The organism is Paraburkholderia fynbosensis (assembly GCF_902859935.1).
GTDB classification, from domain to species: Bacteria; Pseudomonadota; Gammaproteobacteria; order Burkholderiales; family Burkholderiaceae; genus Paraburkholderia; species Paraburkholderia fynbosensis.
Map to the genome: position 1 here is coordinate 103,866 of NZ_CADIKI010000003.1, position 15,729 is coordinate 119,594.

Genomic DNA, 15,729 nt, shown 5'->3' on the forward strand with positions numbered 1-15,729 from the left:
CGATGGAGGAGACGGGCTTCGCGCCGCGCGCGCCTGCCCCATCCCGCTTATGTTCACGCACGGTCGTTCGCGCACCGTGCCCCGGCATGCGGGATGATGCAATGCGGCGCAACCCGCGCCGCCTGCATGCGCATATGTCTTCGCGCGTGGCGCGTAGCGTGGGGTGTACTCAGCGAGTGCGCCTCGCGTGGTTCGTGCAGTTCGTGCGAACGCGCGTCCCCCTCTCCGGCGTAGTGCCATCGGTCCAGACCGTTTCGTGCAGTTCACGTTGCAGTTCCAAGTGCAGTTCCGCAGTAGCAGTTCATCACTTAACAGACCCTGGCTTCCCTGAGGAAACCCATCGTGACGTCTTCCGGATCGGCGCGCCCTGCCCGCCGCAACACTGCATCGCCCAATGCACGCGCGGCCGACGCCGCTGCGCCCACGAATTCCGCCGCCACCGCTGCTGAGACCGGCAGCGCAGCCCAGGCTGCGTCGACAGCCGGCCAACGCGCCGGCAAAACCGCGTTGGCCGCCAAAGCCCCCAAGGCCGCGAAGACCTCCACACCGGTTAAGGCGAACAAAGCGCTGAAGACCGACAAGGCGAATAAAGCAGACAAAGCGGGCAAGCCGGCCAAGGCCGCGGCGTCCGCGAAAGTCAAAGCGGTGGCGACCAGCGCCGTCGCGGAACCCGCGAGCGCGCCGGCATTGCAAGCCGTGTCGGCCGACACGCTCATAGCCGCGCCAAAAAGCAATGGCCGCACGCGTGAGAACAAGGACCATCCGCTGTTCCAGGATATTCGCTATCTGGGCCGCCTGTTGGGCGACGTGCTGCGCGAGCAGGAAGGTGACGAGGTGTTCGACATCGTCGAAACGATCCGTCAGACCGCCGTGCGTTTTCGTCGCGAGGACGACAGCGCCGCCGCGCAGACGCTCGAGAAGAAGCTGCGCTCGCTGAGCCCGGAGCAAACCGTCAGCGTGGTGCGTGCGTTCAGCTACTTCTCGCATCTCGCGAACATCGCCGAAGACCGTCACCGCAACCGCCGTCACCGGATTCACGCGCTGGCCGGTTCGACCTCGCAGCCGGGCACGATCGCCCATGCGCTCGAACGCCTGGTCGAAGCGGGCGCGGCCGCCACGCCCGTGCTGCAGCAGTTCTTCAACGACGCGCTGATCGTGCCTGTGCTGACCGCGCACCCGACCGAAGTCCAACGCAAGAGCATTCTCGACGCGCAGCACGACGTCGCGCGTCTGCTCGCCGAGCGCGACCAGCAGTTGACGAGCCGTGAACGCGCGCACAACGAAGCGATGCTGCGCGCGCGCGTCACGTCGCTCTGGCAAACGCGGATGCTGCGCGACTCGCGTCTGACTGTCGCCGATGAAATCGAAAACGCGCTGTCGTATTACCGCGCGACCTTCCTCGAAGAAATCCCGGCGCTCTACGCCGACATCGAAGAGTCGCTCAAGGAGCACGGTCTCGAAGCGCGACTGCCGCCGTTCTTCCAGATGGGCAGCTGGATCGGCGGCGACCGCGACGGCAATCCGAACGTCACCGCCGAGACTCTGGAAAACGCGATCACGCGCCAGGCCGCGGTGATCTTCGAGCACTACATGGAGCAGGTTCATAAGCTCGGCGCGGAGCTGTCAGTATCGAACCTGCTGGCGGGCGCGAGCGACGCACTCAAGGAACTCGCGGCGACCTCGCCCGACCAGTCGCCGCATCGCACCGACGAGCCGTACCGGCGCGCGCTGATCGGCATGTACACGCGGCTTGCGGCGAGTGCGCGCGTGCGTCTGGGCGAAGGCAGCGTGCCGGTGCGCAGCGCGGGCCGCGGCGCGGCGCCCATTCGCGCGAAACCCTATGACGACTCGTCTGAATTCGTACGCGACCTGCACGTGCTGATCGATTCGCTCGCCGAGCATCATGGCGCGCCGCTCGCCGCTCCGCGTTTGTCGCCGCTCGCGCGCGCCGCCGAAGTGTTCGGCTTCCATCTCGCGAGCATCGACTTGCGGCAAAGCTCGGACATCCACGAAGCGGTGATCGCGGAACTGCTCAAGCGCGCGGGCGTCGAGAACGACTACGCGGCGCTCTCCGAAGAAGACAAGCTCAAGGTGCTGCTCGCCGAACTCGCGCAGCCGCGCCCGCTGCGTCTGCCGTACGCCGAGTACTCGGACCTCGTGAAGAGCGAACTCGGCGTGCTCGAAGAAGCGCGCGTCACACGTGAGAAGTTTGGTGCGCGCGCGGTGCGCAACTACATCATTTCGCACACGGAGACCGTCAGCGATCTGGTCGAAGTGATGCTGCTGCAAAAGGAAACCGGTCTGCTGCGCGGGCGTCTGGGCGACGCGAACGATCCGGCTCACGCAGGCCTGATGGTGATCCCGCTGTTCGAAACGATCCCCGACTTGCGCAATGCGCCGCACATCATGCGCGATCTGATCGCGCTGCCGGGCGTCGATGCGCTGATCGAACATCAGGGCAACGAGCAGGAAGTGATGCTCGGCTACTCGGACAGCAACAAGGACGGCGGCTTCCTCACGTCCAACTGGGAGCTGTATCGCGCGGAACTCGCGCTGGTGTCGCTGTTCAACGAACGCGGCGTCACGCTGCGTCTGTTCCATGGACGCGGGGGCACCGTCGGCCGTGGCGGCGGCCCGACCTACCAGGCGATTCTGTCGCAGCCGCCGGGCACCGTCGATGGCCAGATCCGCTTGACCGAGCAAGGCGAAGTGATCGCGAGCAAGTTCGGCAACCCGGACATCGGCCGGCGCAATCTGGAAACGGTGGTGGCCGCGACGCTCGAAGCGTCACTGCTGCCGCACGGCAATGCGCCTGAGCAACTGCCCGCGTTCGAGGAAACGATGCAGCAGTTGTCCGACGCGGCGATGGCTTCGTATCGCGCGCTGGTCTACGAAACGCCCGGCTTCAAGGAGTATTTCTTCGAGTCGACGCCGATTGCGGAAATCGCCGAGCTGAACATCGGCAGCCGGCCGGCTTCGCGCAAGTTGCAGGACCCGAAGCAACGCAAGATCGAAGACCTGCGGGCGATTCCCTGGGGCTTCTCCTGGGGGCAATGCCGTTTGCTGCTGACCGGCTGGTACGGTTTCGGCAGCGCGGTGGCCGCGCATCTTGACAGCGCGCCGAGCGACGCTGAACGCGCACGCCGTCTCGGGCTCCTGAAGAAAATGCATAAGACGTGGCCGTTCTTTTCGAACCTGCTGTCGAACATGGACATGGTGCTCGCCAAGACCGACCTCGCGGTTGCGTCGCGCTATGCGGCGCTCGTGTCGGACAAGAAGCTGCGCAAGCACGTGTTCGAGCGGATCGTCGCGGAGTGGGAGCGCACGTCGAAGGTATTGTCGGAGATCACAGGCAAGAGCGAGCGGCTCGCGGAAAATCCGCTGCTCGCGCGGTCGATCAAGAACCGCTTCCCGTATCTCGATCCGTTGAATCACTTGCAAGTGGAGCTGCTCAAGCGGCATCGCGGGGGCGATACCAATGCGCGCGTGCGGCGCGGGATTCATTTGAGCATCAACGGGATTGCAGCGGGGTTGCGCAATACGGGTTGAGGCCGCGCACTACCGTGTAAGCGGCGTGCGCTGATTGGGCGCCACGTAGGGTCAAGGTGGTTCGCTGCGGCGGGATGTCGGTTTGTCGGCATCCCGCCGTTTTCATTTTTTCGTTTGCGGCGGCGCTTACTGCGCGGCGATCATCAATGCGTCGAGCTTGAAAGAGTGATCCGTCTGCACGTCGAAATACTGCCGCACTTCATCAGGCGCACCGTCCCACAGCGAGTGGATCGCCACCACACGCGGCTGCGGCGTGCGCATGCGCGCGACCCAGGAAGCGAACTCGATATCGATGCGCCAACGCTCGCGAATCGCCGCCTTGAACCCCGCCGCGTCGAACAACGCAACCCATTCGTCGGCGCGGTAATCGCGGATATGCGAGCCGTCGCGCAGCAACTCGATCGCCTGGATATGCGTGTCGAGCAACGGATGATCGATCCCGGCGATATCGACGAACAGCACCTTGCCGCCCCGCTTCAGCACGCGCCGCACTTCGGCGAGGGCCGCCGGCACATCGTGCCAGTGGTGCGCGCTCATGCGGCTGATGACCCAGTCGAACGAATGGTCGTCGAACGGCAGCGTTTCGGCCGCGCCCTGCTGCGTGCGGATGTTGGCGAGGCCGCGCTCCTTCGCCGCGCCGTCGACCGTCGCGAGCATTTGCGGCGCGATATCGTAGGCGACCACATCCTTCGCATGGGGCGCGACCGCGAAACTCGCGTGCCCTGCGCCACAGCCCATGTCGAGCACCGTCGCGCCCGGCGTCGCGGCAATCGACTCGGCCAGCATCCGCAGATCGGCGCCGGTTGCATGGGTTTGACTCGTCAAATACGCGGCGGCGGTCGAGCCGAAGGCGTCGGCGACCTGATCGTGATGCTTCATGGGGAGGCTCCGGTTATGAGTTGAAAAGCGGATTGCAAACCGCGCCACAAGCACACTGGGAGGCGGTTTGCCGTTCCAGTCGCTACAATAGGGCCCGCCGTGTACCAGTACAAGTTGAGCAAGTATTCTGGTATATCTATTACTACCCCGAATCCACGCCCTACTCGCCACCCGATCAGCATGACCACGCCGTCTTCCGCCGACCACCCGCCGCCGCTCGACGCCACCCCGGCCCGCGCGCTCGGCGACTTCATCCGCGCGCATCGCGAACGGCTCTCGCCGCAAGCGGTCGGCCTGCCGCCCGGGCCGCGCCGCCGCACGCCCGGCTTGCGGCGCGAAGAGGTCGCGCAGTTGTGCGGCGTGAGTCCGACCTGGTACACGTGGATTGAACAGGGCCGCCCGGTTTCGGCCTCCGCCGACGCGCTCGCGCGTATCGCGGTCGCGCTCCAACTGTCGCGCGCGGAGCGGGCTTATCTGTTCGAGCTGGCCGCGCAGCGCGACCCCGCCGAGCCCGACCCGGCCGCCGCCGACGCGCCCGCCACGCTGCTGGAAACGGTGCAACTCGTGAACGCGCCGGCCTATGTGCTCGACCGGCAGTGGAACGCGCTTGCCTGGAACGAGCGCGCCGCCGATCTGTTCGTCGGCTGGCTGGACGGCGCGCACGACCGCAATCTGCTGCGCTATACCTTCACCGAGCCGGCCGCGCGCGCCTTGATCGTCGATTGGGAAACGCGCGCGCGGCGGCTCGCCGCCGAATTCCGCGCCGACTCGATCCGCCATCTGAGCGACCCACCCACGCGCGCGCTGATCGACTCGCTGAGCGCCGCGAGCGACGCGTTTACGCGTCTCTGGGCGTCGCAGGATGTGGGCGGGCGCGAGGGTGGGCAGCGCGAGTTCAACCATCCGCGCGATGGGCGCATCGTCTACGATCAGATCACCTTCAAACCCGCGCACCGGGAGGATCTGAAGCTGGTGGTGCTGGTGCGTGAATAGCGGCGAGGCGTCTTGAACGCCCACGGCCAGTGTTAAAATCCCTGTCTTTCCTCGCGTCGGCGCCACCTTTGCACCGTACGTGGCGTGCATGACGCGCCGACAGCCTGTTCACCGCTCGCTCAACTGCCGCTTAACTGCCCAACACCATGACGTCCCAACTGCACAAAAAAGGCGAAGCCTGGTCGGCTCGCTTCTCGGAGCCGATGTCGGAGCTCGTCAAACGTTACACGTCGTCGGTTTTCTTCGACAAGCGTCTGGCACTCGTCGACATCGAAGGGTCGCTCGCGCACGCCTCGATGCTGGCCGCGCAGAAGATCATCGCCGCCGACGACCTCGCCGCGATCCAACGCGGCATGGCGCAGATCAAGGGTGAAATCGAACGCGGCGAGTTCGAGTGGCAACTCGATCTGGAAGATGTGCACCTGAACATCGAAGCGCGCCTGACCGCGTTGATCGGCGATGCGGGCAAGCGCCTGCACACCGGCCGCTCGCGCAACGATCAGGTCGCGACCGACATCCGCCTGTGGCTGCGCGGCGAGATCGACCGGATCGGCGGCTTGCTGACCGAGCTGCGCAGCGCGCTGCTCGACATGGCGGAAAAGAATGCGTCGACCATCATGCCGGGCTTCACGCATCTGCAGGTCGCTCAGCCGGTCACGTTCGGCCATCACCTGCTCGCCTACGTCGAAATGTTTTCGCGCGACGCCGAACGCATGCTCGATTGCCGCAAGCGCGTGAACCGCCTGCCGCTCGGCGCGGCGGCGCTCGCCGGCACCAGCTATCCGATCGACCGTCACGCGGTGGCGAAAACGCTCGGCTTCGACGGCATCTGCGCGAACTCGCTGGACGCGGTCTCCGACCGCGACTTCGCAATCGAATTCACGGCGGCGTCGGCGCTCGTCATGACGCACGTGTCGCGCTTCTCGGAAGAACTCGTGCTGTGGATGAGCCCGCGCGTCGGCTTCATCGATCTCGCCGACCGTTTCTGCACCGGTTCGTCGATCATGCCGCAGAAGAAAAACCCGGACGTGCCCGAGCTCGCGCGCGGCAAGACCGGCCGCGTGAACGGCCATCTGATGGCGCTGCTCACGCTGATGAAAGGCCAGCCGCTCGCGTACAACAAGGACAATCAGGAAGACAAGGAACCGCTGTTCGACACCGTCGATACGGTGGCCGATACGCTGCGGATCTTCGCTGAAATGGTCGCCGGTATTTCGGTGAAGCCGCAGGCGATGCGCGACGCCGCGTTGCAAGGCTTCTCCACGGCGACCGACCTTGCCGACTACCTGGTCAAGCGCGGCCTGCCGTTCCGTGACGCGCATGAAGCGGTCGCGCTGGCCGTGCGTATCTGCGCGGATCGCGGCTGCGATCTCGCGGACCTGACGCTCGAAGAAATGCGCGCCGAGCTGCCGAACGTCGCACATCTGATCGGCGAGGACGTGTTCTCGTACCTGACGCTCGAAGGCTCGGTCGCGAGCCGCAATCATCCGGGCGGCACTGCGCCGGAGCAGGTGCTCGCGGCGGTGAAGGCAGCGCGTGCGGCGTTGAAGTAACGAAAGTGGCAGGCGGCGCAGCAGGTCAGCGAGCGCCGCTTACCGCTTGCATCGCGCATGCTTGAGGAAAGGCGGATCCGTCAGCGGGTTCGCCTTTTTTATTTGTCGGGCCGGTCGGCCCGCAGCAGTCTGTGCGAACGCGTCGCCGCGCAAAAAAATAAAGCCCGCACGAAGCGGGCTAAAAAAGACTTCCACCGATGCCTCCCGAAGGAGGCCATCGAAGTGTAGGCGTGTTCCGTCCGCCGACCAACCCGCCTCATATTTCCGGCTATTACACGAGAGCGCGGCGGTACGTCGAGGCCCGTTGCGGGCGAACGCCAATTGCATCCCGGCGGGTTTTGACTACCATCAAATCAGGTCCTCTCCATGCTTCTCGCCGACGATGTTCACCCGCTCGCGTCACCCTCTCCGCCTGACCGGACGCCGCGCAGCCTGCGTGGGCGCGGCGCCATCGCGCACGCGGCAGGCGCTGCTCGCCACGGCGCTCACCGCCGCCGTGGCCGGCTGCACGATCACGCTGCCGCCGCACGAGGCCGCCGTCAAAACACCGGTGGCCGCAATCAACAGCGCGACGCTCGATCAGTATCGCGAGGCGGTCGCGCGGCGCATCACGGACCGCAATCCTTCTTACGTGCTGCGCGGCACGCCGCAGGCGATGCTGCGCTCGCTGGTGGTGGTGTCGTTCACGGTGGATCGCAACGGGCACATCGTGGAGTCGTCGGTGTATCGCACCAATGGCGACGACGAAACCGAGAGCACCGCGCTCGCCACGCTGCGGCGCGCCGCACCGCTGCCGCAACCGCCCGACAAGCTGCTGAATGGGCGCGGTCAGCTCGAACTGTTCGAAGACTGGCTGTTCAACGACGACGGCAAGTTCCAGTTGCGCGAGCTTGCATCGCCGCAAGCGCAGACGATCGATTGAAGGCGAGTGGCCTTGCGGCGTGCGGCGCGACTGTGCACGTCAGACCGGCGTCGTAACGACTGCGTCGCGGCCTGGCCACCGCCTCGCCACAATTCAACCGCACACGGCGATCCTTACGCCGCCATTGCTGCTCGACGCCCGCGCTCGCTATAATTTTCCGATTCCCTGCGCCGGAGCCTTCCGGCATGGCTCACGCCGCCCGCCTACCCGCCGGCGCGGCGCGACGCCCGATTGCAGCGCCGCCGCGCCATCCGCGCGCGCCGTCTGCTCGATGCTCGATGCGCGATGCACGCGACGCCTGATGCTCAGGTTTGACGCCTGGCGGCTCATACCGGGCAGTCAACGCGTCGCGCCGCACCGGCCGCCTCGTCGTCCGCACGCGTCACGCAACCCACCTGGTTATTCCCCTGGTAGGGCCACTGTTGGGCGCGACCCGCGCGGGCTGCCGTTGTAAGCTGTCGCTTCATCGCCCGCGCCGCACGTGGCTTCACTGAGCCAGCGAACGGCGCGGCGCTGGCGAACCCCCAAAAAGATGCCGCCCGGCACGCGCCGTCGAGCTTCGACGTATTTCGACGCACGGCGCCCCGGCGGCCCTACGACACCTGGAGACCCTGCATGTCCACATCGCCGATTTCCTCGGCCCAGCCCAACGCAAGCGGGCAGAACAGCAGCGCGCGGATTATCTTCGCGAGCTTCATCGGTACCGCGATCGAGTTCTACGATTTCTACGTCTATGCGACCGCTGCGGCGCTCGTCATCGGACCGGTGTTCTTCCCGCATAGCTCGACGACCGCCCAGGCCTTGTCGGCCTTCGTCACGTTCGGCATCGCGTTCATCGCGCGGCCGATCGGCTCGTTCCTGTTCGGTCACTTCGGCGACCGCATCGGCCGTAAATCGACCCTGGTCGCGTCGCTGCTGGTGATGGGCCTATCGACCACGCTGATCGGCTTCGTGCCGGGCTACGACTCGATCGGCAGCCTCGCGCCGATCCTGCTGTGCGTGCTGCGCTTCGGCCAGGGCATCGGCCTCGGCGGCGAATGGGGCGGCGCGGCGCTGCTCGCCACCGAAAACGCGCCGGCCGGCAAGCGCGGGTGGTTCGGCATGTTCCCGCAGCTCGGGCCGTCGATCGGCTTTCTCGCGTCCAATGGCCTGTTCTTCGCACTGGCGACGTCGTTGAGCGACGAGCAGTTCCGCAGCTGGGGCTGGCGCGTGCCGTTCATCGTCAGCTCGGTGCTGGTCGTGCTCGGCCTGTACGTGCGCCTGAAAATCGCCGAGACGCCGGCCTTCCAGGCCGCCATCGAGCGCAAGGAACGCGTCAAGGTGCCGATCGCCACGCTGCTGTCCCAACACTGGGTGCCGACCGTGCTCGGCGCACTCGCGATGGTGGTCTGCTACACGCTGTTCTACAACGCGACCACGTTCTCGCTCTCGTATGGCGTGTCGGTGCTGCATATTCCGCGGCAGACCTTCCTCGGCCTGCTGTGCATCGCGGTCGTCTTCATGGCGCTCGCCACGCCGCTGTCGGCGCGTGCGAGCGACCGCTTCGGGCGCAAGCCGGTGCTGATCGTCGGCATCATCGCGGCGATTCTCTCCGGCTTCACGATGGCGCCGTTGCTCGGCAGCGGAGAAACGCCGCTGGTGCTGCTGTTTCTCGTCATCCAGCTGTTCCTGATGGGCGTGACCTTTGCGCCGATGGGCGCGCTGCTGCCGGAGCTGTTCCCAACCAACGTGCGCTATACCGGCGCGGGCGTCGCCTATAACCTGGGCGGGATTCTCGGCGCCTCGGTCGCGCCGTATATCGCCCAGCTGCTGTCCGCGCACGGCGGACTGCCTTGGGTCGGCATGTATGTGTCGGTGGCTGCGGCGGTCAGCCTGATCGGCGTGCTATGCATGCGCGAAACGCGCGACGCGCGCCTGATGTAATGCCGTAGCCGGTATCGGCGCGCCGATCCCCTGCCGACGCCTCGAATGCAACGCCGCCAGGCGCGTGATGGACGCGCCGTGGCGGCATCCGTTGCCCCTTCCGCCCAAGCTCGGCTTTCGTTCTGCTTACCGAGCATTCTTTGGGTAAATTCCCTGCCTTGCGCGCCTTTTTGACTTGCCTATACTCGAATTGAATAACCCTAAGGCAAGCAGGGAGGCTCGGATGAACATTCATCTCCACAACTCGGACATTGTGATGATCATCGCGCTCGCGCTGCTCGGTGCGCTGCTGCTCGCGTTGCGTTTTCGTCCGGCGACATGGAAGGGTATCGTCGTCGAAGCGGTGGCTGCGAACGCGGCCGCCATTGCCGCGGTAGTCGCGTTCGAAATCCTGATGGCTTGAGCGGCGTATCCGAGGTGGCTTACCGGTAGTAATAGCCGCCGTGATGGTGGTAGCCGCCGCCGTAGTAGCCCGGCGCGGGGGCAACGATGCAGCCGCCGAGTGCCGTTGCGAGGAGCGTGCCGGCGGCGAGGGTCAAGATCAGGCGTTTCATATTTGTTCTCCATCGAGTCGAAATTCATTCGAGCCAAATCCCCGAATGACCCGATTGGACACGACCTCGACCTGCTGGAACGTTGCGATTTGTAAGGGAACATCACGAACGCGTTACATGATCGGTGGCGAAACTCGCCCGCTCCGAAGCACCGGAGGATCGCTTCAGGTCGCCTGAAAACAGCGCGTATACTGCGTTGAACGTGTTCAAGAAAGTGCGCCCCCCCGCTGGCGTGGCGTAGGCTGTTCAAGGCGCTGCGGGTGTGACGGGGTTTGCGCTGCTGCGGCGCACGCGAGGCCGAAGTCAAAGCCGCCGGACATGCGAACCCAGCCGGCATAAGCAATGAGGCACTCAACGAAAAGCGACAGATTTAACAGGCGTGTAATGTGCGAGGAGCGCCGCCAATCTCACGCTGACCGACATTGAGATCGGAACGTGTAACCTGACCGCTGCATCAGGCAGCCAATGCAGGCTCAGATTTTTTGCAACGATTTCCTCTCCGCCCGCTGTTCCCCGACGCGGGCGTTTTCGGAGGCGTTACGTAGCGGCGCCCGTTTGACTGGGCGGATGCGCGTCACGCCTCTTTTCTTTTTGAGCAAACGATTGCGCATCAGCAGGACGCCGCCGCGCCACGCTCATGCTATGGCTTCATGCGGCTCGCTGGGGCGCTCATAGGCCTCGCCGTGCACGTAGTCGATCGCGTCGAGTGCGGCGCTGACCGGCGGCACCGACTGGCCGTCACCGATCGAGATGGAGCGATTCGGCGATTCGACGCCGCAATGCGACGGCGACGTCGCCACGAAGATCATCACAGTGCGCTTCTGCAATGCGTGAGCAAGATGGACGAAGCCCGTGTCGGTGCCGACCACCAGCGCGCACGCGTCGATCATCTGCGCGATTTCGGTCACGCTCATTTTCGGCAGCACATTCGCGCCCGGCACCTGCGCGGCGATCCTCTCCGCCTCGGCGCGCTCGGCGTCCGAACCCCACGGCAAGACCACGCGAAAACCGCGTCCCGCGAGTTCGAGGCCGACCGCGACCCAATGGCTCAGCGGCCACTTCTTGTCGTCTTTGGAGGTGGCGTGGAAAAACGCCGCGACCGGCGCGCTGTCGGCGGCGAACGGCGGGCTGGCCGGTTCAGGCAGGCGCAGATTGTAGACAGCCGGGCCGTCAACCTCGTAGCCGAGCGCCTCGCCTGCGCTGATGCGCATGCCATGCCAGGCATTGCCTTGCGGACGCGGGCCGAATCGCCCGGTGTACGCGAAGGCAGCGCCCCGCTCGCCCAGATCCTGGGACTGATAGCCAATGCGCCGCGACGAGCGCGCGAGGAACGCGATGATCGCGCTCTTGTAGACACCGTGAATGTCGATGATGAAATCGTAGCGATGCGCGCGCAACTCGGCGATGGACGCCCAGATGGCCTTGAGGTCGCTCCAGTTGCGCGCTTTCTTGAAGCGGCGCAACGGCGCGCACAGCACGCGGTCCACGCTTTCGCTCCAGTGCACGAGTTCGGCGAAAGCCTCGTCTGCCGCCCAATCGACCTGAACGCCCGGAAACGCGCGCTTGATATCGGCGACGACCGGCAGCGCCTGTACGATATCGCCGAGTGAGGTGACCTTGACGATGAGGACTCGCTTCATTGAAGACCTGTTAGTTGTTCAAAAATCGCATCATTTTAGCCGACGATTGAAATTTCTTGCCAAATCGCCTCGGCCCGCACGCCGCATTCGCAATACCGCGCATTCCGTCGCGCGTCTGGAACGCGGCGATTCTGCGGCATTCAAAAAAAGTTTCATACGCGTTTGCACGCGCGCCGCGCTCTATACTTGACGCTTTTGCGCCGGCCCGTCATGCCCAAGCTCTTCTCTCTCCAACCTTCCGTCGTCCTGCGTCGCGCGAGACGCCTTTGGCGGCAGTACGGCATTTTCTGGCTCGGCGCAATCGCCGTCGGCCTGATTGCGGTGCTGTATGCCCGCCTGATCGATTGGGGCTACGCCGAATTCCGCACCTTGCAGAAAGGGTACGCGTGGGCCCCGCTCATCGTCACGCCCGCGGTCGCGGCGCTCGCCGTCTGGCTCACGCGCACCTTCTTTCGCGGCGCCGAGGGCAGCGGCATTCCGCAAGTGATTGCCACGCTGCATTCGAAACCCGGTCCATACGGCGAGCGGCTGTTGTCGTTCCGGATTCTGTTCGGCAAGATCGCCGTGTCGTTTCTGGGAATTCTGGGCGGCTTCACGATCGGCCGCGAAGGACCGACCGTGCAGGTCGGCGCGGCGCTCATGTTCAATCTACGGCGGCTCTATCCACGCTCGAATGCGCTGATCGAGCGGCAACTGGTGCTGGCCGGCGCGGCCGCGGGCTTGTCCGCCGCGTTCAATACGCCGCTCGCCGGCGTCGTGTTCGCGATCGAGGAACTGACGCGCAGCTTCGAGGCGCGCGCGAGCGGCGTGCTGATCACCGCGATCATCATCGCCGGCGTGGTCGCGCTTGGGTTGAACGGCAACTACACGTATTTCGGCACCATCCAGATTGGCGTGCACTTCCCCGACCTACTCGCGCTCGCGGTGCTGCTGACCGCGGTCGTCACCGGCATCGCCGGCGGTGTGTTCGGTTGGCTGCTGCTGAACACGGCGCGCTGGATTCCTACACCATTGCGTCAATTGCACCGCGAACGGCCGGTCGTGTTCGCCGCGTTGTGCGGTTTCACGATCGCGGTGGTCGGGCTGATTTCGGGCGGCACGACCTTCGGCAGCGGTTATGCGGAAGCGCGCGGATTGCTCGACGGCCATGAGCGCCTGTCGGTCTTCTATCCGTTCCTGAAGATGATCGCGATGATCGGCTCTTACCTGCCCGGCATTCCGGGCGGCATCTTCGCGCCGTCGCTGTCGATCGGCGCGGGCTTCGGCAATCTGCTGCACATGGTGTTCGATTCGATGCAGTTGCCGATGCTGATCGCGCTCGCGATGGTCGGCTATCTCGCCGCCGTCACGCAGTCGCCGATTACGTCGTTCGTGATCGTGATGGAGATGATCGACGGCCACGCGCTGGTCATTTCGCTGATGGCCACGGCGTTGATCGCGAGCCGCGTGTCGCGCCTGTTCGCGCCGCCGCTATACGAGTCGCTGGCGGAGCGTTATATGGCGCCGCTGCCGCAGCCGGTGCCCGCACCCACGCCCGAAGTACCCGAGGTGCTCGACGTGCCCGAGCCGGCAACGGAGCCGGTCGACGGCGAGCCGCCTGCCGAAGACAGCGCCGACACGCCGCGTCAATAAACGACGATGCGCGGCGCGTGCACGTACAACGGCCGGGCCGGCACGATGACACAGCCGGCCAGCATCACCGCCAGCGCGGCAAGCAGAAGCAGATTCTTTTTCATCACGTGTTTTCCTGAAGCCACGGGCGCGCGCTACGCGGCGCCCGTGTTGTCGAACTGGTGAAGGCGGCGCGAGCGATATCGAACGCGCCGCGCCTTGCCAAACGTTCTCGCGTTACGCCCAGTGGCCCTGGACCCAGCGGTAGTGCGGACCGTGCGAGACCCAGTGGCCCGGCACCCAGTGATAGCCGACGCGCTCGGCCTGCCAGTGTCCCGCAACCCAGACGTAGCGGCCATGATCCCAGCGCCAGTGACCGTGGTCCCACACGTAGCCGGCTCGCGCCGCGGGCACGGCTTCGTAGCGCACAGGCGGCGGCGCGGACGGTGCGATCACGACGACTTCCGCGGCCGACGCGGACGCCACAGCGGCGGCACCGGCCGCGATCAACACGGTATGGGCAAGCAGCAAGCGAAAGGTTCTGTTCATGATTTCCCTCTGTGATTGAACACCGGGTACGGCGTTATCCGTTTAATGCGCGAGGGCTGCGACCGGCTGACGGTGGGCGTGTAACGGCGCACGCTGAAGTGCAACGGTTTATTTCGACGCAAGGACTGCGCATGGGAAAGCGTCATGACGGGCTTGCGCGACGCGTGGGGACGCGGCTCGGCACAGCGACGCAGCCACGCAGCGCGGCTCGCGATAGCCCGCAGAAAACGAGGGAGGGAATTGAAACGGCAAGGAAACGACGGGCAGCCGCGCACACGACAATCACGCAGCGAATACCGCACGGCGTCACGTCATCTCAACGCAGCACCGCGCGGCGCACATCGGCTGAAACCAGCCGCGGAACAGAACCGCTTCCGGCCGATCAGGCCTGCGGTATTTCGATCTTGACCTCGAGCACTTCGAGATCGTCCTGACGCTCGAGACTCACGCGAATATCGTCGTCGGAAATCTTCACGTACTTCGAAATCACGGCTACCAGTTCACGTTGCAACGCAGGCAGATAATCGGCGGGCGCGTGGCCGCCGGCGCGCTCGTGCGCGATGATCAACTGCAGGCGTTCCTTCGCTACCGACGCGGACTTCTTTTTCTCGCCCAGCAAAAACGAAAGAATCGACATTACGTGCGCTCCCCTTACTTGGTGCCGAAGAGGCGCTGCAGCAGCCCGGGCTTCTGGTAATCGGTAAAGCGAAGCGACTTCTGCTCGCCGAGGAAACGCGACACGACGTCCTTATAGGCTTCGGCCACATCGGTGCCGTCCAGATGCACGGCGGGCAGACCCTGGTTCGACGCGTGCAGCACCGCTTCCGATTCCGGAATCACGCCGATCAGATCGATGCGCAGGATTTCCTGGATGTCGGTGAGCGACAGCATTTCGCCTTCGCTGACGCGCTTCGGGTTGTAGCGGGTGATCAGCAGGTGCTCCTTGATCGGCTCCTTGCCTTCGATCGCGCGCTTGGTCTTCGACGACAGGATGCCGAGGATGCGGTCCGAGTCGCGTACCGACGACACCTCGGGATTGGTCACGATCAGCGCTTCGTCGGCGAAGTGCATCGCGAGCAGCGCGCCCGATTCGATACCGGCCGGCGAATCGCAGACGATGTATTCGAAGTCCATCGCGATCAGGTCGTTGATGACCTTCTCGACGCCTTCCATTGTCAGCGCGTCCTTATCGCGCGTCTGCGAGGCCGGCAGGATGAACAGGTTCTCGCACTTCTTGTCCTTGATCAGCGCCTGGTTCAGGTTGGCTTCGCCCTGGATCACGTTGATCAGGTCGTACACCACACGACGCTCACAGCCCATGATGAGATCGAGGTTGCGCAGGCCGACGTCGAAGTCGATCACGGCGGTTTTGCTGCCACGCAGTGCGAGGGCCGATGCAAAGCTCGCGCTCGTGGTCGTCTTGCCCACGCCACCCTTGCCCGAAGTCACCACAATGATTTTTGCCATTACCCTTACCTTGTGTTCGTCAAATTCATCAATTATGTGCGGCCATATTTGCCGTGAAACGCCGCGCGCCGGATTCGTTCAGCGCCGCA

General features: G+C 64.9%; 13 protein-coding genes. 7 read left to right on the forward strand and 6 right to left on the reverse strand.

Annotated features, from left to right (window positions below; translation table 11 throughout):
* The first annotated feature begins 342 nt into the window (after positions 1–342).
* The gene (ppc, locus tag HV770_RS06165) at positions 343–3,549 is read left to right on the forward strand and encodes a phosphoenolpyruvate carboxylase (protein ID WP_175158576.1); all 3,207 of its coding nucleotides are present in this window, start codon (positions 343–345) and stop codon (positions 3,547–3,549) included.
* A 126-nt stretch (positions 3,550–3,675) separates the two neighbouring features.
* On the opposite strand, the gene HV770_RS06170 is transcribed toward ppc, so the two are convergent.
* On the reverse strand, positions 3,676–4,428 hold the full coding sequence (locus HV770_RS06170) for a class I SAM-dependent methyltransferase (protein ID WP_175158577.1): 753 nt from the start codon (positions 4,426–4,428) through the stop codon (positions 3,676–3,678).
* A gap of 180 nt (positions 4,429–4,608) precedes the next feature.
* Between HV770_RS06170 and HV770_RS06175 the strand changes: the two genes are divergently transcribed.
* The 5 genes from HV770_RS06175 to HV770_RS06195 all read left to right on the forward strand — a co-directional run bounded on the left by HV770_RS06175 (position 4,609) and on the right by HV770_RS06195 (position 10,222).
* Entirely contained in the window at positions 4,609–5,421 is an 813-nt protein-coding gene (locus HV770_RS06175) for a helix-turn-helix transcriptional regulator (RefSeq protein WP_175158578.1), read from the forward strand.
* Positions 5,422–5,567: 146 nt separating this feature from the next.
* A complete protein-coding gene (gene argH / locus HV770_RS06180; RefSeq protein WP_175158579.1) occupies positions 5,568–6,974 on the forward strand; it encodes an argininosuccinate lyase in 1,407 nt (468 codons plus the stop codon).
* A 382-nt stretch (positions 6,975–7,356) separates the two neighbouring features.
* The gene (locus HV770_RS06185) at positions 7,357–7,896 is read left to right on the forward strand and encodes an energy transducer TonB family protein (protein WP_175158580.1); all 540 of its coding nucleotides are present in this window, start codon (positions 7,357–7,359) and stop codon (positions 7,894–7,896) included.
* Between the two features lie 615 nt (positions 7,897–8,511).
* Positions 8,512–9,819: an MFS transporter gene (locus HV770_RS06190; protein ID WP_175158581.1), complete on the forward strand. Its 1,308-nt coding sequence runs from the start codon at positions 8,512–8,514 to the stop codon at positions 9,817–9,819.
* Between the two features lie 223 nt (positions 9,820–10,042).
* The gene (locus tag HV770_RS06195) at positions 10,043–10,222 is read left to right on the forward strand and encodes a hypothetical protein (protein WP_175158582.1); all 180 of its coding nucleotides are present in this window, start codon (positions 10,043–10,045) and stop codon (positions 10,220–10,222) included.
* A gap of 19 nt (positions 10,223–10,241) precedes the next feature.
* Here HV770_RS06195 and HV770_RS39350 read toward each other — a convergent pair whose 3' ends face one another.
* A complete protein-coding gene (locus tag HV770_RS39350; protein ID WP_274597559.1) occupies positions 10,242–10,373 on the reverse strand; it encodes a hypothetical protein in 132 nt (43 codons plus the stop codon).
* 635 nt (positions 10,374–11,008) lie between these two features.
* Positions 11,009–12,013, reverse strand: coding sequence for a lipopolysaccharide heptosyltransferase I (gene waaC / locus HV770_RS06200; RefSeq protein WP_175158583.1), 1,005 nt, complete (start codon positions 12,011–12,013; stop codon positions 11,009–11,011).
* Between the two features lie 210 nt (positions 12,014–12,223).
* On the opposite strand from waaC, the gene HV770_RS06205 reads away from it, so the two are divergent.
* Positions 12,224–13,645: a chloride channel protein gene (locus tag HV770_RS06205; RefSeq protein ID WP_175158584.1), complete on the forward strand. Its 1,422-nt coding sequence runs from the start codon at positions 12,224–12,226 to the stop codon at positions 13,643–13,645.
* Positions 13,646–13,861: 216 nt separating this feature from the next.
* Here the strand turns inward: HV770_RS06205 and HV770_RS06210 are convergent, their stop codons facing one another.
* The 3 genes from HV770_RS06210 to minD form a co-directional block, all read right to left on the reverse strand.
* Positions 13,862–14,173 (reverse strand): YXWGXW repeat-containing protein, encoded by a 312-nt coding sequence (locus HV770_RS06210; protein ID WP_175158585.1) that lies wholly within the window; start codon positions 14,171–14,173, stop codon positions 13,862–13,864.
* A 382-nt stretch (positions 14,174–14,555) separates the two neighbouring features.
* The gene (gene minE / locus HV770_RS06215; RefSeq protein ID WP_008922443.1) at positions 14,556–14,810 is read right to left on the reverse strand and encodes a cell division topological specificity factor MinE; all 255 of its coding nucleotides are present in this window, start codon (positions 14,808–14,810) and stop codon (positions 14,556–14,558) included.
* A gap of 14 nt (positions 14,811–14,824) precedes the next feature.
* On the reverse strand, positions 14,825–15,640 hold the full coding sequence (gene minD / locus HV770_RS06220) for a septum site-determining protein MinD (protein WP_007175863.1): 816 nt from the start codon (positions 15,638–15,640) through the stop codon (positions 14,825–14,827).
* Positions 15,641–15,729: the final 89 nt, after the last annotated feature.